Source organism: Streptomyces sp. NPDC002619 (assembly GCF_042889305.1).
Taxonomy (GTDB): domain Bacteria; phylum Actinomycetota; class Actinomycetes; order Streptomycetales; family Streptomycetaceae; genus Streptomyces.
Genome location: NZ_JBIAQV010000006.1, coordinates 273,031 through 298,728, shown reverse-complemented (window position 1 = coordinate 298,728; position 25,698 = coordinate 273,031). Strand labels below are relative to the sequence as shown.

The window sequence follows — 25,698 nt, the reverse complement described above, 5'->3', positions numbered from 1 at the left end:
CGCGAGCGTACGAGCCCGCTCACGTCAGGCGGATCGAATTTCCGTCCACTGTGATGTGCGCCGGCGCCAGCGGCTGCATCGCCGGGCCGTGGGCCACCGAGCCGTCGGCCACATGGAACATACTGCTGTGGCACGGGCAGTTGATCATGCCGTTCGCCACGGTGGCCACTGTGCAGTTCTGGTGGGTGCAGATCGCCGAGAAGGCCTTGAACTCGCCCTTCACCGGCTGCGTCACCACGACCTGCTCGGCCACGAAGACCTTGCCGCCGCCGACCGGCACATCACTCGTCCGCGCCAGGTGCTGCCCGGCGGGGGCCATGCTCGGGGCCGCCGCGGCCGATGCCTTCTCCGTGACGCCTTCGGTTTCTCTTGCGCTCTCTGTCTCCTTGACACTGTCCGTCGCCTGGCCGCCGCTGTCGTTGCCGCAGCTCACGCAGCCCACGGCGAGTGCCGCCGCTCCCGTGGCGAGGACGCCGCGTCGCGTCGCACTGTCCGTCATGTCGAAACTCCCAATGCCGGGGAAATCGCTCCGAGCGGAGCACCAGCATCCTGGCACCGAAGCCACCGAAGTCTGGGCAATCAAGGGCGAAGTGCACTAATACGTGCATTCCAAACGTGTATTCCATACGTCAGGCGGCGCAACGCACGCGCGTGCCGACGCGCTCACCCCAGGTAGCGGAAAAGGGTGATCCGGGTGACATTGGCAGGGTTCGAGGCCGGAGCCGGACCAGCCCCCGGCCGTACTCGAAAGGCATGACGATGGCGGGTAACGATCTCGGCGGTCTGCTCGGCGGTCTCCTCGGCCGCGGCGGTCAGGCCGGCGGCTCCACCGGCAGTATTTTGGGCGAGCTGCTCTCCGCGATGAGCCACGCCCAGAGCGGCGGCGCCTCCAATCCGCTCGGCGGACTGATCGACATGCTCGCCAAGTCCGGGCTGGCCGAGCAGCAGGACTCCTGGGTCGGCACCGGGCGGAACCAGTCCGTGACCGGCGCCCAGATCCAGCAGGCGCTGCCCGACGAGACCATCAAGCACGTCGCCCAGCCGGCCGGAGTCACACCGGACCGGGCCGCCGACGCGCTGACCCCGGTCGGCCAGGTGCCCTCGGACACCTCCCTGGAGGACCTCATCAAGCAGCAGTCCCTGTGAGGTGCCCCTCCCGCGCGCCCGCCCGACGTCTCAGCGGGCGGGCGCCGCGCACCGTAGGGACGAGGGCTGACTAGGCTGGACGGACAAGAGCCGACAAGCACCTCAGCAAGGAGCAGCACCGTGGCGGTACGAGCGGTCCGGGGGGCCGTCCAGCTGGAACGGGACGAGGCCGGTCACATGGACGAGCAGGTAGGGACCCTGCTCATGGCCGTCCTGGAGCGCAACGGGCTGACCGCCGACGACCTGATCAGCATCTGGTTCACGGCCACCCCGGACCTGCACAGCGACTTCCCGGCCGCCGCGGCCCGCAAGCTCGGCATCGTCGATGTCCCCCTGATCTGCGCCCAGGAACTCGACATCGAGGGCGCCATGCCCCGCGTGGTCCGCGTCCTCGCGCACATCGAGTCGGACCGGCCCCGCGCCGACATCGTCCATGTCTACCTCGGTGCCGCGGCCGCGCTGCGCAAGGACATCGCCCAGTGAGGACCGCACTCGTCATCGGCACCGGCCTCATCGGCACCTCCGCCGCCCTCGCCCTGTCCCAGCGCGGCGTGGTCGTCCACCTCGACGACCACGACCCGCAGCAGGCCCGTACGGCGGCGGCGCTCGGCGCCGGCACGGACGAGGCGCCGGAAGGCCCCGTCGACCTGGCGATCGTCGCCGCCCCGCCCGCACACGTGGCCGCCGTCCTCGCGGACGCCATGCGCCGCGGCGTGGCCCGCGGCTACATCGACGTGGCCAGCGTCAAGGGCGGCCCGCGCCGCGAACTGGAGGCCCTGGGCCTGGACCTCTCCGCGTACATCGGCACCCACCCCATGTCGGGCCGCGAGAAGTCCGGCCCGCTGGCTGCCAGCGGCGACCTCTTCGAGGGCCGCCCCTGGGTGCTGACACCCACCCGGGACACCGACACCGAGGTGCTGAACCTCGCCCTGGAACTGGTCTCGCACTGCCGGGCCGTACCGGTCGTCATGGACGCCGACGCTCACGACCGCGCGGTGGCCCTGGTCTCCCACATGCCCCACCTGGTCTCCAGCATGGTCGCCGCCCGCCTGGAGCACGCCGAGGAGGCGGCCGTACGGCTGTCCGGGCAGGGCATCCGCGACGTGACCCGGATCGCCGCGTCCGACCCCCAGATGTGGATCGACATCCTCTCCGCGAACCCGGGGCCGGTCGCCGACCTCCTCGCGGACGTCTCCGCCGACCTCGACGAGACCGTCCGCGCCCTGCGCGCCCTGCAGTCCTCCGACGAGGCCAAGCGGCAGGAGGGCAGCACCGGCATCGAGACCATGCTGCGGCGCGGCAACGCGGGGCAGGTCCGGGTGCCCGGCAAGCACGGGTCCGCGCCGCGGGTCTACGAGACCGTCGCGGTGCTGATCGACGACCAGCCGGGGCAGCTGGCCCGGATCTTCGCGGACGCGGGGATGGCCGGGGTCAACATCGAGGACGTGCGGATCGAGCACGCGACGGGGCAGCAGGCCGGTCTGGTGCAGCTGATGGTGGAGCCGAAGGCGGTTCCGGTGCTGTCGGCCGCGCTTCGGGAGCGCGGGTGGGCTTTGCGGCAGTAGGCGGGAGCGCGGGCCAGGAGGGCCGGCCGCCCCACCGGGACAGAAGCGTCACCCGGAGCCAGTAACCTTGTGCAGGGCACCATCGCGCCCCACCCACTCCCGCCACCGCACACCAGGAAGGTGTCCCTCCGTGGAAAACGGCGCCGCCCGACCCGTGATTGTCGCCATAGACGGCCCCTCCGGCACCGGCAAGTCGAGCACGTCGAAGGCCGTCGCCGCGCAGCTCGGCCTCAGCTACCTGGACACCGGCGCCCAGTACCGGGCGATCACCTGGTGGATGGTGAACAACGCGATCGACCTGGACGACCCGACCGCGATCGCCGCCGTGGCGGGCAAGCCGGAGATCGTCTCGGGCACCGACCCGGCCGCCCCGACGATCACCGTCGACGGCAGCGACGTCGCCGCCCCGATCCGCACCCAGGAGGTCACCTCCCACGTCAGCGCGGTCAGCGCGGTGCCCGAGGTGCGCACCCGGATCACGGAGCTGCAGCGTCGGCTGGCCTCCTCGGCCGGGACCGGCATCGTCGTCGAGGGCCGGGACATCGGCACCACCGTGCTGCCGGACGCCGACCTGAAGATCTTCCTCACCGCCTCCCCGGAGGCCCGCGCCGCCCGCCGCAGCGGTGAGCTCAAGGGCTCCGACGTCCACGCCACCCGCGAGGCGCTGATCAAGCGCGACGCGGCCGACTCCTCCCGCAAGACCTCGCCGCTCGCCAAGGCGGACGACGCGGTCGAGGTGGACACCACCGACCTCACGCTTGCGCAGGTCATCGAGTGCGTCGTCAGCCTCGTCGAGGAGAAGCGGGCGGCGAAGTGACCGAGCCTGTCGCGTCGGAGCGGGGCGCCGAGGTCGGGCGGCGCATCGGCGTCGGCCTGATGTACGGGCTGTGGAGGCCGCGCGTACTCGGCGCCTGGAAGGTGCCCGCGAGTGGCCCGGCGATCCTCGCCGTGAACCACTCCCACAACATCGACGGCCCGATGGTCATGGGCGTGTCGCCCCGGCCGACGCACTTCCTGATCAAGAAGGAGGCGTTCGTCGGCCCGCTGGACCCGTTCCTGCGGGGCATCGGCCAGCTGGAGGTGGACCGCCACACCACCGACCGTACGGCGATCACCCGGGCGCTCGGCGTGCTGCAGGCCGGGGGAGTGCTCGGCATCTTCCCCGAGGGCACCCGCGGCGAGGGCGACTTCGCCTCGCTGCGCGCCGGACTCGCCTACTTCGCGGTGCGCAGCGGGGCTCCGATCGTCCCCGTCGCCGTGCTGGGAAGCTCCCACAAGCCGGGACGGTTGATAAAGGCGCTCCCGCCGCTGCGCTCGCGCGTCGACGTCGTCTTCGGTGACCCGTTCCAGGCGGACGACGGCTCCGGGCGCCGTACGCGCAAGGCGCTCGACGAGGCGACCGAGCGCATCCAGAAGCAGCTCACCAGCCACCTGGAAGACGCCAGGCGCCTCACTGGGCGCTAGGCGAGACTCGAGTAGTGGGCCGCCCGTGAATACGGGGTTCCACCGATCACCACGATGAACGCAGAGGTACGGACTTCATGAACGACCAGATCCAGCCCGACGGCTCGGCCGAGCACGAGTACGACCACGGGGCGCTCGGCGACGCCGAGTACGCGGACTTCATGGAGCTCGCCACCGAAGAGGGCTTCGACATCGAGGACGTCGAGGGCGCCATCGAGGCGGCGGGCCACGGTCCGCTGCCCGTGCTCGCCGTCGTCGGCCGCCCCAACGTCGGCAAGTCGACTCTCGTCAACCGGATCATCGGCCGCCGCGAGGCGGTCGTGGAGGACAAGCCCGGCGTCACCCGCGACCGCGTGACCTACGAGGCCGAGTGGGCGGGCCGCCGCTTCAAGGTCGTCGACACCGGCGGCTGGGAGCAGGACGTCCTCGGCATCGACGCCTCCGTGGCCGCGCAGGCCGAGTACGCGATCGAGGCCGCCGACGCGGTGGTCTTCGTCGTCGACGCCAAGGTCGGCGCCACCGACACCGACGAGGCGGTCGTACGGCTGCTGCGCAAGGCCGGCAAGCCGGTCGTGCTGGCCGCCAACAAGGTCGACGGCCCGAGCGGCGAGGCGGACGCGGCCTACCTCTGGTCCCTCGGCCTCGGCGAGCCGCACCCGGTCTCGGCGCTGCACGGCCGAGGCACCGGCGACATGCTGGACGCCGTACTGGAGGTGCTGCCGACCGCGCCCGAACAGACCTTCGGCGGCACCGGAGTCGGCGGCCCGCGCCGCATCGCGCTGATCGGCCGCCCGAACGTCGGCAAGTCGTCCCTCCTGAACAAGGTGGCCGGCGAGGAGCGGGTCGTTGTCAACGAAATCGCGGGCACCACCCGTGACCCGGTCGACGAGCTCATCGAACTCGGCGGCGTGACCTGGAAGTTCGTCGACACCGCCGGTATCCGCAAGCGCGTCCACCTCCAGCAGGGCGCCGACTACTACGCCTCGCTGCGCACCGCGGCCGCCGTCGAGAAGGCCGAGGTGGCCGTCATTCTCATCGACGCCTCCGAGAACATCTCGGTGCAGGACCAGCGCATCGTCACGATGGCCGTCGATGCAGGCCGCGCGATGGTCATCGCCTACAACAAGTGGGACACCCTCGACGAGGAGCGCCGTTACTACCTCGAGCGGGAGATCGAGACCGAGTTCGGCCAGGTCGCCTGGGCGCCCCGCGTCAACGTCTCCGCGCACACCGGCCGCCACATGGAGAAGCTGGTCCCCGCGATCGAGACGGCCCTGGCGGGCTGGGAGACCCGGGTCCCGACCGGCCGGCTGAACGCCTTCCTCGGCGAGCTGGTCTCGGCCCACCCGCACCCTGTCCGGGGCGGCAAGCAGCCGCGCATCCTGTTCGGCACCCAGGCCGGCACCAAGCCCCCGCGCTTCGTGCTGTTCGCCTCCGGCTTCATCGAGGCGGGCTACCGGCGCTTCATCGAGCGCCGGCTGCGCGAGGAGTTCGGCTTCGAGGGGACGCCGATCCATATCTCGGTGCGGGTGCGCGAGAAGCGCGGCGCGAAGAAGAAGTAGCGGTAGCAGAGACGAAGGGGCGGCCCCTGTGTGCCAGGGGCCGCCCCTTTCGTGCCGTACGTCAGATGCCCCGCCGCGGGCCGGGCGGCAGGGCCGCCGGAACATGGTGCATCCCGGTGTCCTGCCGCCCGAGCGAGCCCACGCGCTGCCACTGCACCTGCTGCTGACCGGTGCCGTGCCGGGCGCTGTACGCGCCCGCGCTGTAAGCGCTGTACGAACTCGACCCGTACGACGTCGAGCCGTACACGCCCGTGTCGTGCGTCCCGGTGCTGTGCGGGGCGAACCCGAAGGCCACGAACCCCAGTTCCTCCTCGCCGGTGCGGTCACCCGGCAGTGTCCGGAAGGCTTTGACCCACTCCGCATAGAGCGTGTCGTAGATCGGCGTGGCCGATGGCCCACTCAGGGAGTCCAGTCCGACCCGAGCGGACGGGATGGTGGTGAAGGACGGGCGGCGGGGAGAAACGTCGTATGCGTGCACGTATGTCCAAACGACCCGATACGTGAAGAGATGCGGGCGCATGGCGCCCGCCAGTAGCGCCCCGCAGGGGCGCGGGGCCGTTTCTGACGTGCGGCTCCGCCGCGTGGGCGCGAGCAACCGGAACGTGCCCGCACCCGCCGACGCGCCCCCAGGCCGACGCCGATCAGGCGCTCACGTCCCCGCCAACGGCAACGTCGCGGCCACCAGCTTCCCGTTCGCCGCCGCCTTGTCGAGCGCGTCCCGCAGCAGATCCTCCCGCGGCTGGCGTCCGATGGACCCGACCGGCGCCGCGAACATGAGGACCTGCTGGTGCTTGTTGGCCGCGGCGCGCCAGCTGTCCGTCACCTGGAGCGGCTGGTGGGCCTGCCACCAGGCGACCGGCTGCCCGCCGTTGCCGCCGGGCTGCAGGACCGCGTGCAGCTGGCCCACGGCGAGCAGCACCGACCAGCCGTGCAGCACCGGCGGCACCGTGCTCAGCTCGGTCATCGGCATGAACCCCTGCTCGATGAGCAGCGGCAGGAAGTCGTCACCGGCCCCGGTCGTGCCGGGGCGCACGATCGGCGCGGTCGGCTCCACGACGAGTGCCGGGTGCAACTCCCCGGCGATCAGGACGAGTCCGCTGGTCACCCCGAGGACGGCCTGCTCGGGTGCGGGCTGGTGCGCGGCGCCGGCGGAGGCGCTGTCGCCGTTGATGGAGCGGACGGCGCCCCGCAGTTGCTCCTCGGTGACCTGGACGACCTGTGAGGGCAGGCAGCCGGCGTGGGCGAAGGCGAGGACGGCGGTCTCGTCCCCGATGAACAGGACGGTGCTGGTGCGCTCCTGCTCGGAGTCGCCCGGGGTGCGACAGGACGTGCAGTCGTAACTGCCCGGGGCGTTCTCTCCGGCGAGCAGCCGGTCGGCTTCTTCGTCGCCGATCTCGGCGCGTACGGCGTCACTGACGTCGAGCATGCGCGGCACGGTGGCTCCCTCGGGATGCGGTGCGGTGCGACCAGGTGGCTCCCGGCCCAATGAGCCCCGGGGGTTCCGGGCTCATGAAGAAGACAACGGGTGATCTGTGGCGGGAGTCACGCCCGGGGGCGAACGGAATCGAACCATCCACCGCACAGCGTCACGGCTGGTACGGAATCGGACACTCCATGTCAACTCTTTGAAAAGCAAAGGAAATTGGGCCGGTGAAGTGAGTCACAGATCGACTGAGCGGTTGGTCGACAAATCCTGAAATCGGCGAATGAAATGGGTGGCCGAAAATCGCTGATACCCGGGGTAACTGCGAACTGGCCTGGAATGACAGGGAGTTGGTTGAAATCGACCCGCTCGGCTCCCTACATTCCTCCGCCGTGTGCAACGAGCACCGCTCGGGTACGTCCGCCGGCCGCACCAGGCAAGCACCAACGCAGCACCGGCTCAGGCGGACGGGCAGGAGCGCGACGCACCGCGTCCATACGCGGCGCCCGCGTTCCGGTCTGGGGGATCCCGGGTCAGTGGAGAGGGAATTACATGTCTGAATGTGCCGATACGTACGCCGCCACCACCGACATCACACACACCACCCGTGAAAGCGCGCGCCACGACGGCGCCCGCAAGGCGCGTACGACGGCGGTCCTCGCCGGCGCGGCGCTGCTCGCCCCGCTCGGACTGCTGGCCGCGACCGGCAACGCCGCGGCGGCCGACAACGGAGTGTGGGACCGCATCGCCCAGTGCGAGAGCGGCGGCAACTGGCACATCAACACCGGCAACGGCTACTACGGCGGACTCCAGTTCTCCGCCGGCACCTGGCGCGCGTACGGGGGCACGGCGTACGCGCCGAGGGCCGACCGGGCCGGCAGGACCGAGCAGATCGCCGTCGCCACCAAGGTCCAGCAGGCGCAGGGGTGGGGCGCCTGGCCGGTCTGCTCGGCACGGGCCGGAGCGTACGGCGCCGCACCGGCGGCGGCCACGTCCGGTACGGCGGGCAAGAAGACCGCGAGCCCCAAGAGCACCACGAACACCACCAAGGCGACCCCACGGAAGCCGGCCAAGGCGCCGGAGCGTACGACGGGGCACACCACCCGGGGCTCGTCCCGCGGCGACTACACCGTGCGGACGGGCGACACCCTGAGCGGCATCGCAGCCCGGCACGGGACCACCTGGCAGCGGATCTACGCCGCCAACAAGGCCGTCATCGGCGGTGATCCCGACCTGATCGTGCCCGGACAGCGCCTCGCGCTCTGAGCCGCTCTCCCTGTCCCGGGCACGCGGCCCCGCCCGGTCACCCGACCGGGCGGGGCCGGCCCGTTCCTGATAGTTCAGGACAGCCGCTGTCTGCAACTGCTGGCAGACTCGGTCTCATGCTGGAGACCTCGGCACGACTGCTGCGCCTGCTCTCGCTCCTCCAGGCCCACCGCGAGTGGTCCGGGGCCGAACTGGCCGACCGGCTCGGCGTCACGCCGCGCACCGTACGCCGGGACGTGGACCGGCTGCGCGAACTCGGCTACCCCGTCAACGCCAGCCCCGGCACCGGCGGCGGCTACCAGCTGGGCGCCGGCGCCGAACTGCCGCCGCTGCTCCTGGACGACGACGAGGCGGTCGCCGTCGCCGTGGGCCTGCGCACCGCCGCCGGGCAGGGCATCGAGGGCATCGGCGAGACCTCCGTACGCGCCCTGGCCAAGCTGGAGCACGTGCTTCCGCACCGGCTGCGCCGCCGCGTGGCCGCCCTCAACGCCTTCACCGTGCCGATGCTGCGCGGACCGCTGCCCTCACCCGTCGACCCCGCCGTCCTGACGGAACTCGCCCATCTGTGCCGGGACGCGGAACGCCTGCGCTTCGAGTACCGCGGCCACGACGGTACGACCACGCGCCGCACCGTCGAACCGCACCGTCTGGTGTGCACCGAGCGCCGCTGGTATCTGGTCGCCTGGGACACCGACCGCGAGGACTGGCGTACCTTCCGGGCCGACCGCATCACCCCCACGCCCCCGCACGGCCCTCGCTTCACCCCGCGCGAGCCGCCCGCCGACGACCTCGCCGCCTATGTATCCAAGGGCGTCTCCACGCGCGCGTACAGCGACCACGGCGTCGTCCGGCTGCTGGTGCCCCTGCACGAGGCCGTCGAACGCATCTCGCCCTCCGCGGGCACGCTGGAGCCCGACGGCGACGACGCCTGTCTGCTGCACACCGGGGCGCACGGGCTCGACGTGCTGGTGATCCACGTCATGATGATGGGCTTCGAGTTCGAAGTGGTGGAGCCCTCGGAGCTCACCGAGGCGATCCGGTCGGCCCGGGACCGGCTGTCCCGGGCGCTGGAGCGGGATGTTCGCTCTCCAGGGCCGCGTACTCGGGATGATGCAGATCGAACGCGGGGGCCTCGGAACGGATCCGGGGCAGCGTGATGAAGTTGTGCCGCGGCGGCGGGCACGAGGTCGCCCACTCCAGGGAACGCCCGTAGCCCCAGGGGTCGTCGACCTCGACCTTCTCGGCGTACTTGGCGGTCTTCCAGACGTTGTAGACGAACGGCAGCGTCGACAGGCCGAGCAGGAAGGCGCCGATCGTCGAGACGGTGTTCAGCGCCGTGAAGCCGTCGGCGGCCAGATAGTCGGCGTAGCGGCGCGGCATGCCCTCCGCGCCCAGCCAGTGCTGCACCAGGAACGTGGTGTGGAAACCCACGAACAGTGTCCAGAACTGGATCTTCCCGAGCCGTTCGTCGAGCATCTTCCCCGTGAACTTCGGCCACCAGAAGTAGAAGCCGCCGAAGATCGCGAAGACGACGGTGCCGAACACGACGTAGTGGAAGTGCGCCACGACGAAGTACGAGTCCGTGACGTGGAAGTCCATCGGCGGTGACGCGAGGATCACCCCGGTCAGCCCGCCGAACAGGAACGTCACCAGGAAGCCGCTCGCCCACAGCATCGGCGTCTCGAAGGACAGCGAACCCTTCAGCATGGTCCCGGTCCAGTTGAAGAACTTCACGCCCGTCGGCACCGAGATCAGGAACGACATGAAGGAGAAGTACGGCAGCAACACCGCACCCGTGGCGAACATATGGTGCGCCCACACCACGATCGACAGACCGGTGATCGTCATCGTCGCGGCGACCAGCGTCAGGTAGCCGAAGATCGGCTTGCGGCTGAACACCGGGATGATCTCCGTGATGATCCCGAAGAACGGCAGCGCGATGATGTACACCTCGGGATGGCCGAAGAACCAGAACAGGTGCTGCCACAGCAGCGCACCGCCGTTGGCGGCCTCGAACACCTGGGAGCCGAACCGCCGGTCCGCCTCGAGCACCAGCAGGGCCGCCGCGAGCACCGGGAACGCCATCAGGATCAGGACCGACGTGAACAACGTGTTCCAGGTGAAGATCGGCATCCGGAACATCGTCATGCCGGGCGCGCGCATCCCGATGATCGTCGTGATGAAGTTGACCGCGCCCAGGATCGTCCCGAAGCCGGCCAGCGCGAGCCCCATGATCCACAGGTCGGGTCCGACGCCGGGGGAGTGCACGGCGTTGTTGAGCGGCGCGTAGGCGAACCAGCCGAAGGCGGCGGGTCCCTCGGGCACGGCGAGCGAGCCGAGCACGATCAGACCGCCGAACAGGAAGAACCAGTACGACAGCATGTTCAACCGAGGGAAGGCGACGTCGGGGGCGCCGATCTGCAGCGGCATCAGCTCGTTGGCGAACCCCGCGAAGCTCGGGGTCGCGAACAGCAGCAGCATGATCGTGCCGTGCATTGTGAACAGCTGGTTGAACTGGTTGTTGTCGACGATCTGCAGCCCGGGACGGGCGAGTTCGGCCCGCATCAGCAGCGCCATGACGCCGCCGACCAGGAAGAAGCCGAACGACGTGATCAGATAGAGATGGCCGATCTTCTTGTGGTCGGTGGTGGTGAGCCAGTCCACCACCAGCCGCCCGCCCCGCGGACGCGGCACGGGCCGCACCGCCGTCCCTACGGTCTCGGTCCCCATCGCTCGCTCGCCCCTTCGGTCGTCGCGCCCGGGCCCGCCGCAGCCATGATGCTCGCCTCTCGGTGGGCCCGACAGGGGGCATACGGGGGTTCTGTGTCGACGCGGTGAATTCTTATGCGACGTCAGTTCCCGGGCTTTCCGTTGGATTCGGCCCGGGAATGCGGTCGCTCGGCCCTCCCCGGGCGGCACTCCCGGAACTTTCCAGCGGGCTTTTCGAAGGGGCGTCGCAACACGCGAAAACTACGTTCGAATGCGCCGGTAAGGCGTACGGAACCGCCCGGTCGTGTGACGGAGTTCGACCAAAACGCATGTCGTGATCCTGTGACAGAAGTGTGACCGGAGAGGCATACGGGACCGGCCGCCACGGCTTTGCCTTCCCCCCTCGCCCAAGAGGGCCTAGCGTGGCCGCATGGCACAGATTCCCACTCCGCCGCCGGAGCCGCAGGACAGTCCGGACGGGTACGTCGGCCTCGACGCGGCGCACGCCGAGCGGCTCGCGCGGGAGCGCGGATGGTCGACGGTACGGTCGCTGCCGCCGGGCGCGATCATCACCATGGAGTACCGCGTGGGGCGGCTGAACTTCGAGGTGCGGAACGGCAGCGTGGCCCGCGCCTGGAAGGGCTGAGCCGCCCCCCACGTACGACCCGTACCCCGTCGTACGCCTACAACGGCGAAGGCCCGGTCCTGAATCCAGGACCGGGCCTTCGAACGTTCGCGGGGTGGTCTGTGCGTACCGGCCCCGCTGATGTGACCGCGTCAGCCGCCCGTCAGGGGGCGGGCCGTCGGGGCTGTGCCGCGCGGGGCGCGGTCCGAGTGCGGGGGGCGGCGGCTGCCCGCTGGGGTGACCGGCGTGCGCTCCGAGCGGGCGGTGTGCGGGCCCGGCGCCAGGTGGATCGGCGCCCGGGGCGAGCGGACCGAGGAGACCGGCTCGCGGGCCGGTGCCGCCCCGTCGGCGTGCGTGGTGCGCGGCTGGAGCACAACGGGCGTGACCGGTACGGCGGGTACGGGCACCGTACGACCGCGGCGGGAGCGCCAGTGGTCGCGCAGGTCGAAGAGCGCGATCTCGGCCTTGGCGATCAGCGGCTCGAACCACGGCAGCGCCAGCAGGATCAGCAGACCCGCGGCCCAGCCGAGGAGCACGTCGCTCAGCCAGTGCGTACCGAGGTAGACGGTGGTGAGGCCGACGCCGAGCGAGGTCACCGCCGACACCGCGGACAGCCAGCGGCGCGCCGCGGGGCTGGAGGCCAGATAGGCCAGAATGCCCCAGGTGACCACCGCGTTGGCGGTGTGGCCGCTGGGAAATATATCGCCGCCCAGACCCATCTCGTTCGAGCCGATCACGGTGGCGTAGTGCGGTCCGAGCCGGCCCATGCCGAGCTTGGCGGCACCGACCGTGATGTTCAGCAGCAGCAGGGAGGCGCCGAGGGTCAGCATCGGGCGGAGTGTGTGCTGCCGCCAGGAGCGCCAGCCCAGCCAGGCCGCGACCATCACGGCGGTGGGGCCGCGCTGGCCGAGCACCACGTAGTAGTCGAGGAAGGCGTGGATCTCCGGCCATTGCTGGTAGGGGCGGAAGAACATGACCTGCCAGTCGAGCCGGACCAGCCAGGAAGTGGTCACCACGGCCCACACGATCGCCAAGTAGAAAGCCAGGGTCCCGGAGAACAGAACGACCCGGTGTCGGCTCATCTTCGGCACATCGATGTCGGCCGGTCGTTCCGGCTCACGGTCAAGCCTGACGAACACCCGGTCCAGACGGGCGAGGTTTCGTTCGGTACGCACCCAATCGACGTTACAGCGAGTGAGCTCATGAACCGGTCGAATCACCGGCTTTGTGATGACGATGTGATGTGGGAAACCTCTCAGGAGGTCTCCAATTTCTCATGATTCCGCAATCCGTGGCGGGCGCGCCCTTCAATTCCTTTGATCATGCCGGGTGTTCGTTATAGCGCGCTTATGAATTCGTTCACCGGAACATGGGGTGGAATTCTCCCGTCGCTCACCGGCAGTACAGGGGGCTCACGGTGGACCGGAGCCATTCAGCCAGAACGCGCCGTACACCGCCGACGCGACCGCCACACCGACCGTGACCAGGGCCGTTCGTGAGGTGCGCAGCCGGGCCAGGGCGAGTGCGAGGGGCAGCAGCAGCGGGAAGGCGGGCTGCAGCAGTCGCGGCTTGGAGCCGAAGTAGCTTGACGCGCACAGGGCGAGAGCGACGACGACACCTGTGTACACCAGCAGCGGAAGCGGCTGACGCTGCCGTGCGCCGATCACGTACAGCCAGATCACCAGTCCCACACCGATGATCAGCCCCAGTCCGGCGAGGGCCGACGGAAATGACGTGAACTTGTCGGCGACAAACCGGGCGAAGGCGTACCCGCCGTCGAAGCCGTTGCGCCAGCCCGCCTGCACGTCGAGATAACCCAGTGGGCCTTTGCCGGTGCGATGGCCGACCCACAGGACATAGGAGGCGGCGCCGAGGGGGGCGATGAGCATGCCGAGGGCGCGGCGCCGACCGGATGCGCCGAGAGTGACGGAAGGGGCGCGTGTTTCGCCGCGCGCGCCGTCCGTTGCCGGAACGCGCCGGGCGTGGGCGGCGCTTGCCGCATCGGGGGCGCGTTCGCCGTCCCGCGCGCCGTGCGATGCGAGTGTGCGCCGATCTCGCACGAACGGGGCAATGCCCGACACCCACACCGCCGCCACGACGGCGAGCCCCACCGGCCGGGTCAGGCCCGCCAGCGCGGCCAGCGCACCCGCACTCACCCAGCGGCCGGTCAGCACCGCGTACAGCGACCAGGCGGCGAGCGCCGTGAACAGCGACTCGCTGTACGCCATCGACTGCACGATCCCGACGGGCAGTACGGCCCACAGCAGGACCGCGCAGACGCCGACCCGGCCCCCGTACACGTGGTCCGCGACCGCGAAGATCCCCCAGGCCGCCGCGAGCGAGGCGAGCAGGCTCACGACGAAGCCGGCGTCGGCGTACGACAGTGGCGTGAGCGCGTGCAGCAGCCGCTCGAGCCAGGGCAGCAGCGGGAAGAAGGCGAGGTTGGAGTGGATGTCGCCGTTCGGCAGGCGCACCTCGTAGCCGTACCCGAGACCGGCGACCCGGGTGTACCACAGCGCGTCCCAGCGGGCGGTCAGCAGCGTGTGCGCACTCGTGCCGCGCGCCGCGCTCCACACCGCCAGCACCACCAGGCCCAGGGCGCGGACGGCGGCGTACCCGAGGAGGGCCGGGGCCGCCCGGCGCAGAGGGGTGGCGTGGGACGGCGCCACGCGCGTCGCAAGATCGGTCACGGGCTCGATTATCGACGGTGCTCGGAACCGGCTGGTTCGCCATGGCGTGGTCAAGACATGGAGGAGTGGCGTACGCCACATGAGTTCCGTGGGGAGTGTGAGAGGTCCGCCACGTGCGGGCGGAACGAACTCGCGTACATTGACGTGTCACTCGCGTTCGTCTCGAACGACGCCGGAGACCCCGCTCCTCTCCGGCCGAACGACGGGGCGTCCCCACCCCGCCGAGCCGCCGCACGCGAGGGAACTTCTGGGAGGTACGTACATGTCCGGGACGACCACGGCCTCCGCTGCGCTGCGCCGTCGGGCGGCCGGGGCCGGGACCAACCGCTGGGTGGTCCTCGTCGTCCTCTGCGTCAGTCTGCTGCTCGTCGCCGTTGACGCGACCGTGCTGCACGTGGCGGTGCCCGCCGTCACCGAGGACCTCAGGCCCGGTGCCATAGAGCTGCTCTGGATCGTCGACGTCTATCCGCTGGTCTGCGCCTCGCTGCTGATCCTGTTCGGCACGCTGGGCGACCGCGTCGGCCGCAGACGTGTCCTCCTGCTCGGTTACGCCCTGTTCGGCGTCGCGTCCGCCGTGGCGGCCTTCGCGCCGAGCGCCGAGGTGCTGATCCTGGCGCGGGCGCTGCTCGGTGTCGGCGGCGCGATGATCATGCCCGCGACGTTGTCGATCCTGCGACAGGTCTTCCCCGACCGGCGGGAGCGCGCGCTGGCGATCGGCATCTGGAGCGCGGTCGCCGCGGTGGGCGCGGCCGTCGGCCCCCTGCTCGGCGGATTCCTCCTCGAACACTTCTGGTGGGGCGCGGTCTTCCTCGTCAACATCCCGCTGATGCTGGTCAGCCTGCCGGTCGGGCGGCTGCTGCTGCCCGAGTCGCGGGGCGAGCGCAACGGACCCTGGGACGTGGTCGGCGCGCTGATGGCGGCGGCCGGGCTGTTCGGGGTGGTGTTGGGTGTGAAGCGGCTCGGCGGCGGGGAGCCGGTGTTCAACGCGTTCACGCTGGTGCCGCTGCTTCTGGGCGCGCTGCTGCTGGTGTTGTTCGTACGGCGTCAACGGCGGCGGCCGTACCCCCTGGTGGACCTGCGGATGTTCGGACGACGGGCGTTCAGTACGTCGGTGGGGTGCATCGTGCTGGCGATGCTGGCGCTGGTCGGCCTGGAGCTGATCGCGGCACAGTACCTGCAACTGGTGCTGGGCCTGTCCCCCCTGGGGACGGGCCTGCGCCTGCTGCCGCTGACGATCGCGGCGATGGCGTCGGGGCTGGCGGGTGCGCGAATGCTGCGCCGCCTGGGCCCGCGCCGGATGGTGTGCTTCGGCTTCTCTCTGACCGCGGTGGCGGTGCTGACGCTGACCGCGATGGGCGGGGACGACAACGCGGGGCTGCTGCTGTTCGGGTTCGTGCTGCTGGGGTTCGGCCTGGAGACGACGCTCTTCGGCGCGTACGAGTCGATGCTGAGCGAGGCACCGGCCGAACAGTCGGGCGGGGCCGCGGCGATCGGGGAGACGTCGTACCAACTCGGCGCCGGAATCGGCATCGCGCTCCTCGGAAGCGTGATGAACGCGGCCTACGCGCCTGGACTCACGTCCGTGCCCGGCGTTCCGGCATCGGCGTCGGCGTCGGCGGGGCATTCGCTGGGCGAGGCGTACGAGGTGGCTGCGCGGCTCGGCGGGGCGCCCGGCGCTGCGCTGCGCAGGGCGGCGCGGGATTCCTTCGTGCACGGACTCCATGTCACGTTGCTGGTGAGCGCGGGGTTGTTGTTGCTCGGGGCGGTGATGGCGCTGCGGCTGCCGCGGGTGATGCAGTGCGAGGACGCTCCGCTGGAGCTGCCGTCACCCCGGGAACCCTCGAGGCCGCGGGTCTCGGTGTAACCGACCTCTGCCCACCCACGCACCACTCGTACGACTTGGCCAGGAGGCCGAGCTTTCCCGTGGGGCTACATCGCCGTCGGCGGCCACCGGTCGCGGGTGGCCACTAGCGGCCCCGAAGCCGAGCGCACACCCAACGGCTCGCCGCCGACGAGGGAACGTCCCGCAGCTGCCGACGACGAGCAACCCCCACGGGAAAGTCCAGCCTCTCGGCTGGCGATCACGGGCGGGCGGGGTGGGAGAGTGGGGTGGACGCACAGCGCAGCGCCCCGTAGCCTCAGCCCCGCGCCGTACCTAGCGCCGCTAGTTTTAGCTCGCCGGAGCCGGAGGGTCCCCATGTCCGCGTCCCAGAAGCCACCCCCGTTCGACCCGGCCGACCCCCTCGGCCTCGACGACCTCCTGGCCCCCGAGGACCTCGCCATCCGCGACACCGTGCGGACCTGGGCGACGGACCGCGTCCTGCCGTACATCGCCGAGTGGTACGAGAACGGCGAACTGCCCGGCATCAGAGAACTCGCCCGTGAACTCGGCGACATCGGCGCCCTCGGCATGTCCCTCACGGGCTACGGCTGCGCCGGCGCCTCCGCCGTACAGTACGGCCTCGCCTGCCTCGAACTCGAGGCCGCGGACTCCGGCATCAGGTCCCTCGTCTCCGTACAGGGCTCCCTCGCCATGTATGCCATCCACCGCTTCGGCAGCGAGGAACAGAAGCAGCACTGGCTGCCCCGCATGGCCGCCGGCGACGTCATCGGCTGCTTCGGGCTCACCGAGCCCGACCACGGCTCCGACCCCGCCAACATGCGCACCCATGCCAAGCGCGACGGCACCGACTGGGTCCTCAACGGCCGCAAGATGTGGATCACCAACGGTTCCGTCGCCGGCGTCGCCGTCGTCTGGGCGCAGACCGACGACGGGATCCGCGGGTTCGCCGTACCCACCGACACCCCCGGCTTCTCCGCGCCGGAGATCAAGCACAAGTGGTCCCTGCGCGCCAGCGTCACCAGCGAGCTGGTCCTGGATGACGTACGGCTGCCTGCCGACGCCGTACTCCCCGGCGTCACAGGACTCCGCGGCCCGCTCAGCTGTCTGTCCCACGCCCGCTACGGCATTGTCTGGGGCGCCATGGGCGCGGCCCGCAGCAGCTTCGAGGCGGCCGTCGAGTACGCGAAGACTCGGGAGCAGTTCGGTCGGCCCATCGGGGGCTTCCAGCTCACCCAGGCCAAACTCGCCGACATGGCGGTCGAACTGCACAAGGGGATTCTGCTCGCCCATCACCTGGGGCGGCGTATGGACGCCGGCCGACTGCGTCCCGAGCAGGTCAGCTTCGGCAAGCTCAACAACGTACGGGAGGCCATCGAGATCTGCCGCACGGCGCGGACGATCCTCGGTGCCAACGGGATCTCGCTCGAGTACCCCGTGATGCGGCACGCGACCAACCTCGAGTCGGTGCTCACCTACGAGGGGACCGTCGAGATGCACCAGCTCGTGCTGGGCAAGGCGCTCACCGGGCTCGACGCCTTCCGCTGACCCCCAGAAGCGAGGCAGGGCCGGCGAGCGGCCCTGCCTCAGCTCTGGTTGAAGAAGCCGTCCGAGCGGTGCGCGGCCGCGTCGCCGCTGATGATCTCGGTGTCGGCGGGAGTCAGCAGGAACACCCGGTTGGACACCCGCTCGATCGAACCGCGCAGGCCGAAGATGAGCCCGGCCGCGAAGTCCACCACGCGCTTGGCGTCAGCGGCCTCCATGGCGGTGAGGTTCATGATGACCGGGACCCCGTCCCGGAACAGTTCGCCGATGGCGCGCGCGTCCCGGAAGCTGTCCGGGGTGACCGTGCCGATGCGGCGGCCCTTCTCCTCGGCGGTGTCCGACGCCACCTTGACCCGCGGGTCCGTGACCCAGGCATCCCTGGGCTCGGTCCCTTCGGAGTAGTCGTCGTCGTAGTAGCGCTCGTCATCGTTGTCGTCGACGAGGCCAAGCCAGGCACTCGCCTTGCGTACCGATCCCATGGACGCCTCCTCTCACAGCGGTCCTTTTTGCTTTCCGCACCCCTATGGTCATCCATGATGCGGACTGCGCGCCAAGTGGATAGACGCCGCGCGGGGGGTTTGTGACGTTACTGGTGCACAGCCATTCCGTCGAGAGCCCTTGTCCCCCAAGGGTCGTACCACGTACGGCTGCTGACTGTGAGTGAAATATGATTCTTCACGGCGTATGGGTGACGAATGGCGCGTCCGGGTGAGCGGAACCATTGATACGAGCTGACGGTCGGTCGATACGACGCCGCAGCTCAACGTCGGATCACAGCACGGGGGATCGTGATGTTCGGAATCGTCAGGCCCTGCAGCCATCGGCTCGGTGAGAATCTCAAGACCCAGTGGATGGCGCATTTGTGTGGGCTGTGTCTCGCGCTGCGCGGGGACCACGGCCAGTTCGCACGCATCGTGACGAACTACGACGGGCTTCTCATATCGGTTCTGATGGAGGCTCAGGCCGAACGGGCGGGATGGCGGCGGCGTACGGCCGGGCCGTGTCTGTTGCGCGGTATGCGCACCGCGTCCGTCGCACAGGGCGAGGGCGCGCGGCTCGCGGCGGCCGTCTCGCTGGTGCTCGCCTCGGCCAAGGTGCGCGACCATGTCGCCGACGGGGACGGGCTGCTGGCGCGCAGACCGGTGGCGCTCGCCGCGCGCCGGGTCGCGGACGGCTGGGGCCGGGCGGGCGAGCGGAGCGGTTCCGCCGTGGGGTTCGACACGGCGCTTCTCGTGGACGCCGTCGACCGGCAGGTCGGCATCGAGGCCCTTGCGGGGCCGGAGACGCCGATCCTGACGGTCACAGAGCCGACCGAGACCGCGACGGCCGCCGCCTTCGCGCACACCGCGGTGCTGGCCGGGCGGCCGGGCAACGCCGAGCCGCTCGCGGAGGTGGGGCGGCTGTTCGGTCGTCTCGCCCACCTGCTGGACGCCGTGGAGGACAAGGAAGCTGACGCCGCCTCGGGTGCGTGGAACCCGCTCACCGCGACGGGGACGTCCCTCGGTGAGGCGCGCCGACTCGCCGACGATGCGCTGCGCGGCATTCGGCTGGGGTTGCGGGAAGTTGAGTTCACCGACGGCAAGCTGGCGCATCTGTTGCTCGCGCATGAGCTGGGGAGGTCGGTGGACCGGGCGTTCGGCACGCATCCCTACGGGGGTGAGCCGCCGCGGCTCGAGAAGCGGGGGTTCTGGGCGGGGTGTGCTGTTGCCGTCGGGCTGTGCTGTACGTGCAAGGTGTGTTGTGCCGATGAGTTCGAGGGGCCGTGGTCTCGTCGGCGACGGGAGGGTTGCTGCAACTGTGACGGCAACTGCTGTGACGCGTGTGAGTGCTGCGAGTGCTGTGAATGTTGCGAGTGTTGCGACTGTGGGGTGTGAGCCTTAGTTTTTCAGTTCCGGTGGGCTGATCTGGGACTTTGCTATTGCCGAGCCGGTCGTGCCCCACTTCCTCAGAATCTTGTCGTAGACGAAGTCGATCGTCTTGCGGCGCTCGTCGGTCACGCCGAAGTCGTACTTGCCGCTGTCGAGCGCGGGCAGGATCGCCTCGAAGCCGGCTTGTTCCACGGTGAGCCTGAGGCCGAGGACGTTGGCCACGGCCTTGGTGAAGTCGACGTCCTGGCCGGTCAGCGTCTTGCCGTCGTCGAGGTAGGTGGTGCCGGGCGGGGTGCCGCCGACAGCGACCGCGACGGTGAGGTGCGTCGTGCCCGGGGGGAGAGGAGTTCGGCGGCCGCCTTGTCCTTCGGGATGCCGGAGACCACGTCCGTGGTGGGGATCTTGTCGGACCTGGCGGCCACGTCGGCGGCGCCCGCCCCGGACGAGTCGTCGCCCGAAGCCACATCCGGTGAGCAGCAGGGCGGCCGAGGTGATCATGACAGAGGGTGCAAAAAGAAAATAACGGGCACGAGTGGGCGTACGCATCGGGTAGCTGTCTCCTGGGAGCAGGAGGCGTGCGGAGCGCGAGGGGAGGGGTGCGCGTGTGAAGGCGGCGATGCGAAGAACGAGCGAAAACGAGAGAAGCGCCTGCAGTGGGCAGCGCGCGCAGTGGGTCAGCTCAACAGGAACAGGACCACACGCGACCGAAGTCGATGTGGGAGCGGGTGACCAGCCACTGCTGTGGATGCATGGGCCAAGTGGAACAGGTCTCCGGATCCGCGTCAACTGACCTGAGACGTACCGCTCACAGTGTGGACAGCCTTGACAGCGAGCGGAAACGCCCACGTACTCTCGGTGGACGGCCCTGCTGAGGGGCTCGGCCGTACGGCGCCGCGCGGCGCTCCGTGTGAAGGCACCCACCCGTGCTCGACGAACGCCACGGAGCCTTCGCATGTCATCCGACACCCTCGCCAAAGTCCCCGCAGCCCCAGAGATACCCGAGCGCGCGGACACCCTCCGGATCGTCCCGCACCGCCGGCTGGGGCAGTGGACGACCGCCATCGCCGTCCTCGTCCTGCTCGGATTCGCGGTCAACTCCGTCCTGCGCAACGAGGCGTTCCAGTGGAACGTCGTCGCCGACTACTTCACCTCGGACTCGATGCTGCGCGGACTGTGGCTCACGCTGTGGCTGACCGCGGTGGTCATGGTTCTCGGCTTCGCCCTGGGCACCCTGCTCGCCGTCTTCCGGCTCTCCGCCAACCCCGTGCTGCGGGCGGTGAGTTGGGCGTACGTCTGGCTGTTCGGGTCGATCCCGATCCTGGTGCAGCTACTGCTGTGGTTCAACATCGGGGCGTTGTACCCGCACGTCTTCGGCGTGAGGACCGTCGATCTGCTCAGCCCGGTCGCCGTCGCGATCGTCGGCCTCACCCTGCACGAGGCCGCGTACGCCGCCGAGGTGGTGCGCGGTGGCATCCTCTCCGTCGACCGCGGCCAGATCGAGGCCGCGCAGGCACTCGGGCTGAGCCGGTGGCGCCGGCTGTGGCGGATCGTGCTGCCGCAGGCGATGCGCTCCATCGTGCCGCCCGCCGGCAACATGCTGATCGGCACCCTCAAGGGCACCTCCATCGTCAGCGTCATCGCCGTCAGCGACCTGCTCTTCTCGGTGCAGCTCGTCTACCACCGCACCTACCAGGTCATCCCGCTGCTGATGGTCGCCACGCTCTGGTACACCGTCGTCACTTCGGTGCTCGGACGCCTACCCCCGGCAGCTGTCCGGTGGCCAGCAACAGCGGGTCGCCATAGCGCGGGCCCTCGCCCTGGAGCCGAAGCTGCTGCTGTTCGACGAACCGACCTCCGCGCTCGACCCCGAGCTGGTCGGTGAAGTACTCGACGTCATCAAGGACTTGGCCCACCAGGGCACCACGATGATCGTCGTCACGCACGAGATCGGCTTCGCCCGCGAGGTCGCCGACACGGTGGTCTTCATGGCCGACGGAAGGATCGTCGAGCAGGGCGCACCCGGTGACGTACTGGACCGGCCGCGGCACGAGCGGACGCGGGCGTTCCTCTCCAAGGTTCTCTGAAAGCTTCTCCGAGGTTCTCCGAAAGCTTCACCGAAGGCTCCTCCGGAAGGTTCTCCGAAAGGGTTCCCCACATGACCTCATCGCACGGCCGGGGGCTGCTGCACCTGGCCGCGGCCGTCGACCAGCAGTCGGCGTACGACGCCGCCCCGTACGCCGAGCTGGCGCGGCTCGCCGAGAGCGGCGGCCTCGACTTCGTGACACTGGGCGACAGCTTCGCCCGCCCCGGGCCCGACGCGCTCGCCGTGCTGTCCCGGGTGGCGCCGCAGACGTCCCGCATCGGCCTCGTGCCGACGGTGACCACCACCCACACCGAGCCCTCCCACGTCCAGGCGGCCGTGGCGACCCTCGACTGGGTCAGCCGCGGCCGCGCCGGATGGCAGCTCGACGTCTCGACCGGCGAGGGTGAGGCCCGACTCTTCGGCCGCCGGCACGCCGCGCCCGCCGACGCGCTGTGGCGGGAGGCCGGTGAGGTCGCCGACGCGGCGGCGCGGTCGTGGGACGGCTGGGAGGACGAGGTGACCCGGCCCCCGCAGGGCCACCCCGTCCGCGTGGTCGACGCCACCGAGGGACAGGCCCGGCCGACGGCGGCCCGGTACGCCGACGTGGCGCTGGTGCGCGCCGCGACCGCCGCGCAGGCGACCGCCGTACGAGATCAACTGCGAGGCCAGGCAGTCGAGTTCGGCAGGAATCCGGACACGCTCCGGGTCCTGGTGTCTCTCGTCGTCGACCTCGGGGACGGCGAGCACGCGGCCGAGCCGGGACACGGCGGGGGCGGCCCCCGGCAGACCCCGCACGGCCCGCTGTACCGGGGCGGCCCCGTCGACCTCGCCGAGCTGATCGCCTCCTGGCACGCGGCTGGCACCGCCGACGGCTTCCACCTCACCCCCGTCGAGCCGCGCCGTGACCTGGAACGGCTCGTCAACGGCACCGTCGCGCTGCTCCAGCACCGCGGCCTGTTCCGCACCTTCTACCCGGGCAGCACACTGCGCGAGCACCTGGGCCTGCCCCGGCCGGCCCACCAGTATGCCGTGAGCGGGGGAACCTCATGACCGTACGGCGCCGGAAACAGATGTGCCTCGCGGTGCGCCTCCCCGGCGCCGGCAGCGTCACCGCGTACGCCGGTCCGCGTGCGACGTACGCCGGTCCGCGCGGGAAGTCGCCGCTCGCCCTCCCCGCCTTCGAGCACCTCGCGCGCACCGCCGAACGCGGCAGGTTCGACTTCCTGTTCCTCTCCGGGGGACCGCGGCCCGAGCCGGTCACCGTGCTGAGCGCGCTCGCCGCCGTGACCGAGCGGGTGGGGCTCGCCGCCACGGTCGACGCGACGCGCACCGAGCCGTACGACCTCGCTCGCCGCCTTGCCACCCTCGACCATCTCAGCGGGGGCCGGGCCGCCTGGCACGTGGCGACCTCCCGCGACCAAGCCGACCGGTACGGCCGGGCCACCGAACTCGTCGCCACGGCACAGGAGTTGTGGGACACGTGGACCCCCGACGGGGCGTCCCGGCCGTTCGCGCACCGGGGCGCGCACTTCGACATCGCGGGCGAGTTCGGCGTGCCGCGCTCACCACAGGGCCACCCGGTGGTGATCCACGCCGGGGACTCGGACGAGTGCCGCGAGTTCGCCGCGTCCACGGCCGACGTGCTCCTCGGCCGGCACGGCTCGCCGGAAGCGGGGCGTGCCTTCTACGCCGACGTGAAGCGGCGTCTGGCGACGTACGGCCGCGCCCCCGACGACCTGAAGATCATGGCCGGTGTCACCGTCGTCCTCGGCGACACCACCACCGGGGCGCGGGAGAGGGAACTGTCCGTCCGGCGGTCCGTGAGCGGGGCGGGCGGCGGCCACTTCCTCGTCGGCACCCCCGAGTCGGTCGCCGCCGAACTCGACGCGCTCGTACGGGACGACGCGGCCGACGGATTCGTCCTGCTCCCGTACCTCGCACCGGGCGGACTCGACGAGTTCGTCGACCGGGTGGTGCCGTTGCTCCAGGAGCGCGGCGCCTTCCGCACGGAATACACGGGAGCCACGTTGCGCTCCCATCTCGGGCTGCATGCTCCGGCAGGGAAGGGTTGACCATGACGACGGACGCATCCGACGACTGGAAGCGGTGGCACGAGCACCGCACGGAGACGGTCTCGGCGGCCTACGGGCCGCTCGCGCTGGCGGGCACCCACTGGATCGAGGACCATCCGGAGGGGCGACTTCCGGACATTCCCGGGAGCTGGACGGTCGACGGCGACGCGGTCGTGCTCACCGCCACCGGGTCCGACGGCCTGGTCCTGGACGGGGAGCCCTCCACCGGCGAGGTCCGCCTCGGCGCCGACAGCGAGCCCGCGGCCCGGGTCACGCTCGGCGAACGCCGGCTGGTCGTGCTGGTCCGCGAGGGCGTGTGGGGTGTGCGGGACTACGACCCGCAGGCCGAGGCCCGCCGAACGTTCCGGGGCATCGACGCCACCCCGTACGCGGCGGGCTGGTCGGTGCCGGGGCGCTTCACGCCGTACGACGCGACGCGCACCGTGCGTGTCGGGAACGCGGACGGACGCGAGCGCGGGCTCGCCCTCGCCGGTGAACTCGCCTTCACCCTCGGCGGACAGGAACAAACGCTCCAGGTGGCGCAGTTGGCCGACGGGCGGCTGTGGGGCGTGTTCGCCGACGCCACCAGCGGCGACACCAGCTTCCGGTTCCGCTTCCTGTACCCGGCCGCGCCCGACGCGGACGGCCGTACGACGGTCGACTTCAACCGGGCGCAACTGCCGCCGTGTGCCTTCGCCGACCACTTCATCTGCCCCTTCCCGCCGCCGGGGAACACCCTGGCCGTGGCGATCGAGGCGGGGGAGCGCACCCTGGTCTGACCACCCGCCCGCGACGACGCATGCCGACGGCCCTGCCGGCGGCGCGCGTTGCGTTCTCGTGGCCCTCGGGTTTCCTTTTCCACGCACCCTTGCGCGCGCGGGGGCACGGCGTCATTCTCACTGCGGTGTATGTCAGGAACACGCCATTCCGGCAGCGTCTCACGGGCCCCCACCCCGTCGGGCCTTCCGCTTCCCACGAGGAGGAACAGTGAGAATCAAGCGCACCCGGCTGCTCGCCGTCGCCGCGGGTCTCGTCGCCGCCGCCCTGGCCATGGCCCCCACCGCGGGCGCGGCGAACGCCCCCGCCCGCGACGCCGCGCGGCTCGCACAGGTTTCGGACAGTGTGGCCAGGGCCGGGGTCGACGGCACCGCCTGGTACACGGACCAGGCGTCCGGACGCGTCGTCGTCACCGCGGACAGCACGGTCTCCCAGGCGAATATCGCCCGTCTCCAGAAGGCCGCGGGCACCGACGCCGGTGCCGTGCGGGTCCAGCGCGCCTCCGGTGTCTTCCGGCCGCTGCTCTCCGCCGGGAACGCCATCTACGGCGGCCAGTACCGCTGTTCGCTCGGCTTTAACGTGGTCAGCGGCAGCACGTACTACTTCCTCACCGCGGGGCACTGCGGCAAGGTCGCCAAGACCTGGTACACCGACCAGGCCCACAACACCCTCATCGGCGCCACGGTCGACTACGACTTCCCCGGCAACGACTACGCCCTTGTCCGCTACGACAACACGGCACTCAGCCACCCCGGCGGCTACAGCGCGGCGAACGCGGTCGTCGGCGAGAACGTGAAGCGCACCGGCTCCACCACGGGCACCCACAGCGGCACCGTCACCGCGCTCAACGTCAGCGTGCGCTACCAGGGCGGCGGCACGGTCAGCGGCATGATCCAGACCACGGTGTGCGCCGAGCCCGGCGACTCCGGCGGCCCGCTCTACGACGGCACGAAGGCCCTCGGTATCACCTCCGGCGGCAGCGGCGACTGCACGAGCGGCGGGACGACCTTCTACCAGCCCGTCCCCGAGGCGCTGAGCGCCTACGGCGTGAGCATCTACTAGG

The 25,698-nt window shown here is 70.7% G+C and carries 25 protein-coding genes and 1 pseudogene; 18 read left to right on the top strand and 8 right to left on the bottom strand.

Features of this window, described 5'->3' with window-relative positions; all coding sequences use genetic code 11:
• Positions 1-19: 19 nt before the first annotated feature.
• Positions 20-499 (bottom strand): Rieske (2Fe-2S) protein, encoded by a 480-nt coding sequence (locus tag ACFYXB_RS14170; RefSeq protein ID WP_389581482.1) that lies wholly within the window; start codon positions 497-499, stop codon positions 20-22.
• Positions 500-753: 254 nt separating this feature from the next.
• On the opposite strand from ACFYXB_RS14170, the gene ACFYXB_RS14165 reads away from it, so the two are divergent.
• From ACFYXB_RS14165 to der, 6 genes are all read left to right on the top strand, one after another.
• Positions 754-1,146, top strand: a complete 393-nt coding sequence (locus ACFYXB_RS14165; RefSeq protein WP_389581480.1) for a YidB family protein — start codon at positions 754-756, stop codon at positions 1,144-1,146.
• Between the two features lie 120 nt (positions 1,147-1,266).
• Positions 1,267-1,629, top strand: a complete 363-nt coding sequence (gene aroH, locus ACFYXB_RS14160) for a chorismate mutase (RefSeq protein ID WP_351352982.1) — start codon at positions 1,267-1,269, stop codon at positions 1,627-1,629.
• Positions 1,626-2,711, top strand: coding sequence for a prephenate dehydrogenase (locus ACFYXB_RS14155; protein ID WP_389581476.1), 1,086 nt, complete (start codon positions 1,626-1,628; stop codon positions 2,709-2,711). Before aroH ends, ACFYXB_RS14155 begins: the two co-directional genes overlap by 4 nt.
• A 130-nt stretch (positions 2,712-2,841) precedes the next feature.
• Positions 2,842-3,528 (top strand): (d)CMP kinase, encoded by a 687-nt coding sequence (gene cmk, locus ACFYXB_RS14150; protein WP_389581473.1) that lies wholly within the window; start codon positions 2,842-2,844, stop codon positions 3,526-3,528.
• Positions 3,529-3,587: 59 nt separating this feature from the next.
• Positions 3,588-4,175, top strand: coding sequence for a lysophospholipid acyltransferase family protein (locus ACFYXB_RS14145; RefSeq protein WP_389581539.1), 588 nt, complete (start codon positions 3,588-3,590; stop codon positions 4,173-4,175).
• Positions 4,176-4,252: 77 nt separating this feature from the next.
• Positions 4,253-5,737 (top strand): ribosome biogenesis GTPase Der, encoded by a 1,485-nt coding sequence (gene der / locus ACFYXB_RS14140; RefSeq protein WP_351352991.1) that lies wholly within the window; start codon positions 4,253-4,255, stop codon positions 5,735-5,737.
• Positions 5,738-5,798: 61 nt separating this feature from the next.
• Here the strand turns inward: der and ACFYXB_RS14135 are convergent, their stop codons facing one another.
• Both ACFYXB_RS14135 and ACFYXB_RS14130 read right to left on the bottom strand, forming a co-directional pair.
• Positions 5,799-6,215: a hypothetical protein gene (locus ACFYXB_RS14135; RefSeq protein WP_389581471.1), complete on the bottom strand. Its 417-nt coding sequence runs from the start codon at positions 6,213-6,215 to the stop codon at positions 5,799-5,801.
• A 171-nt stretch (positions 6,216-6,386) separates the two neighbouring features.
• Positions 6,387-7,172, bottom strand: coding sequence for a hypothetical protein (locus ACFYXB_RS14130; protein ID WP_389581469.1), 786 nt, complete (start codon positions 7,170-7,172; stop codon positions 6,387-6,389).
• A gap of 540 nt (positions 7,173-7,712) precedes the next feature.
• On the opposite strand from ACFYXB_RS14130, the gene ACFYXB_RS14125 reads away from it, so the two are divergent.
• Complete coding sequence (locus ACFYXB_RS14125; protein ID WP_389581467.1) at positions 7,713-8,426, top strand: transglycosylase family protein; 714 nt, start codon at positions 7,713-7,715, stop codon at positions 8,424-8,426.
• A gap of 116 nt (positions 8,427-8,542) precedes the next feature.
• Positions 8,543-9,583: a helix-turn-helix transcriptional regulator gene (locus ACFYXB_RS14120; RefSeq protein ID WP_389581466.1), complete on the top strand. Its 1,041-nt coding sequence runs from the start codon at positions 8,543-8,545 to the stop codon at positions 9,581-9,583.
• Here ACFYXB_RS14120 and ctaD read toward each other — a convergent pair.
• A pseudogene (gene ctaD / locus ACFYXB_RS14115) lies at positions 9,465-11,156 on the bottom strand (cytochrome c oxidase subunit I); the annotation flags it as partial. The gene ACFYXB_RS14120 and the pseudogene ctaD overlap by 119 nt on opposite strands.
• Positions 11,157-11,565: 409 nt before the next feature.
• Here ctaD and ACFYXB_RS14110 point away from each other — a divergent pair.
• Complete coding sequence (locus tag ACFYXB_RS14110) at positions 11,566-11,781, top strand: I78 family peptidase inhibitor (RefSeq protein ID WP_389581464.1); 216 nt, start codon at positions 11,566-11,568, stop codon at positions 11,779-11,781.
• 131 nt (positions 11,782-11,912) lie between these two features.
• Here the strand turns inward: ACFYXB_RS14110 and ACFYXB_RS14105 are convergent, their stop codons facing one another.
• Positions 11,913-12,935 (bottom strand): phosphatase PAP2 family protein, encoded by a 1,023-nt coding sequence (locus ACFYXB_RS14105; RefSeq protein ID WP_389581462.1) that lies wholly within the window; start codon positions 12,933-12,935, stop codon positions 11,913-11,915.
• A gap of 237 nt (positions 12,936-13,172) precedes the next feature.
• Positions 13,173-14,450: a glycosyltransferase family 39 protein gene (locus ACFYXB_RS14100; protein ID WP_389581459.1), complete on the bottom strand. Its 1,278-nt coding sequence runs from the start codon at positions 14,448-14,450 to the stop codon at positions 13,173-13,175.
• Between the two features lie 262 nt (positions 14,451-14,712).
• Here ACFYXB_RS14100 and ACFYXB_RS14095 point away from each other — a divergent pair, with 262 nt between their 5' ends.
• Positions 14,713-16,314 (top strand): MFS transporter, encoded by a 1,602-nt coding sequence (locus ACFYXB_RS14095; protein WP_389581456.1) that lies wholly within the window; start codon positions 14,713-14,715, stop codon positions 16,312-16,314.
• 333 nt (positions 16,315-16,647) lie between these two features.
• Positions 16,648-17,838: an acyl-CoA dehydrogenase family protein gene (locus tag ACFYXB_RS14090; RefSeq protein WP_351360581.1), complete on the top strand. Its 1,191-nt coding sequence runs from the start codon at positions 16,648-16,650 to the stop codon at positions 17,836-17,838.
• Positions 17,839-17,876: 38 nt separating this feature from the next.
• Here the strand turns inward: ACFYXB_RS14090 and ACFYXB_RS14085 are convergent, their stop codons facing one another.
• Positions 17,877-18,314: a cell division protein SepF gene (locus ACFYXB_RS14085; protein ID WP_351360584.1), complete on the bottom strand. Its 438-nt coding sequence runs from the start codon at positions 18,312-18,314 to the stop codon at positions 17,877-17,879.
• Between the two features lie 312 nt (positions 18,315-18,626).
• Here ACFYXB_RS14085 and ACFYXB_RS14080 point away from each other — a divergent pair, with 312 nt between their 5' ends.
• Entirely contained in the window at positions 18,627-19,709 is a 1,083-nt protein-coding gene (locus ACFYXB_RS14080; RefSeq protein WP_389581453.1) for a DUF5685 family protein, read from the top strand.
• A gap of 3 nt (positions 19,710-19,712) precedes the next feature.
• Here the strand turns inward: ACFYXB_RS14080 and ACFYXB_RS14075 are convergent, their stop codons facing one another.
• Positions 19,713-20,201, bottom strand: a complete 489-nt coding sequence (locus tag ACFYXB_RS14075; RefSeq protein ID WP_389581451.1) for a transporter substrate-binding domain-containing protein — start codon at positions 20,199-20,201, stop codon at positions 19,713-19,715.
• A 454-nt stretch (positions 20,202-20,655) separates the two neighbouring features.
• Between ACFYXB_RS14075 and ACFYXB_RS14070 the strand changes: the two genes are divergently transcribed.
• The 6 genes from ACFYXB_RS14070 to ACFYXB_RS14045 all read left to right on the top strand — a co-directional run bounded on the left by ACFYXB_RS14070 (position 20,656) and on the right by ACFYXB_RS14045 (position 25,697).
• Positions 20,656-21,585, top strand: a complete 930-nt coding sequence (locus ACFYXB_RS14070) for an amino acid ABC transporter permease (RefSeq protein WP_389581448.1) — start codon at positions 20,656-20,658, stop codon at positions 21,583-21,585.
• Complete coding sequence (locus ACFYXB_RS14065) at positions 21,473-21,787, top strand: ATP-binding cassette domain-containing protein (protein ID WP_389581536.1); 315 nt, start codon at positions 21,473-21,475, stop codon at positions 21,785-21,787. The genes ACFYXB_RS14070 and ACFYXB_RS14065 overlap by 113 nt, the downstream gene beginning before the upstream one ends.
• Before the next feature lie 71 nt (positions 21,788-21,858).
• Positions 21,859-22,836, top strand: a complete 978-nt coding sequence (locus ACFYXB_RS14060; protein WP_389581446.1) for an LLM class flavin-dependent oxidoreductase — start codon at positions 21,859-21,861, stop codon at positions 22,834-22,836.
• The gene (locus tag ACFYXB_RS14055; RefSeq protein ID WP_389581445.1) at positions 22,833-23,858 is read left to right on the top strand and encodes an LLM class flavin-dependent oxidoreductase; all 1,026 of its coding nucleotides are present in this window, start codon (positions 22,833-22,835) and stop codon (positions 23,856-23,858) included. The genes ACFYXB_RS14060 and ACFYXB_RS14055 overlap by 4 nt, the downstream gene beginning before the upstream one ends.
• A gap of 2 nt (positions 23,859-23,860) precedes the next feature.
• Positions 23,861-24,637, top strand: a complete 777-nt coding sequence (locus ACFYXB_RS14050; protein ID WP_389581442.1) for a DUF1684 domain-containing protein — start codon at positions 23,861-23,863, stop codon at positions 24,635-24,637.
• Positions 24,638-24,845: 208 nt separating this feature from the next.
• On the top strand, positions 24,846-25,697 hold the full coding sequence (locus ACFYXB_RS14045; protein WP_389581440.1) for a S1 family peptidase: 852 nt from the start codon (positions 24,846-24,848) through the stop codon (positions 25,695-25,697).
• The last annotated feature ends 1 nt before the right edge of the window (position 25,698 follow it).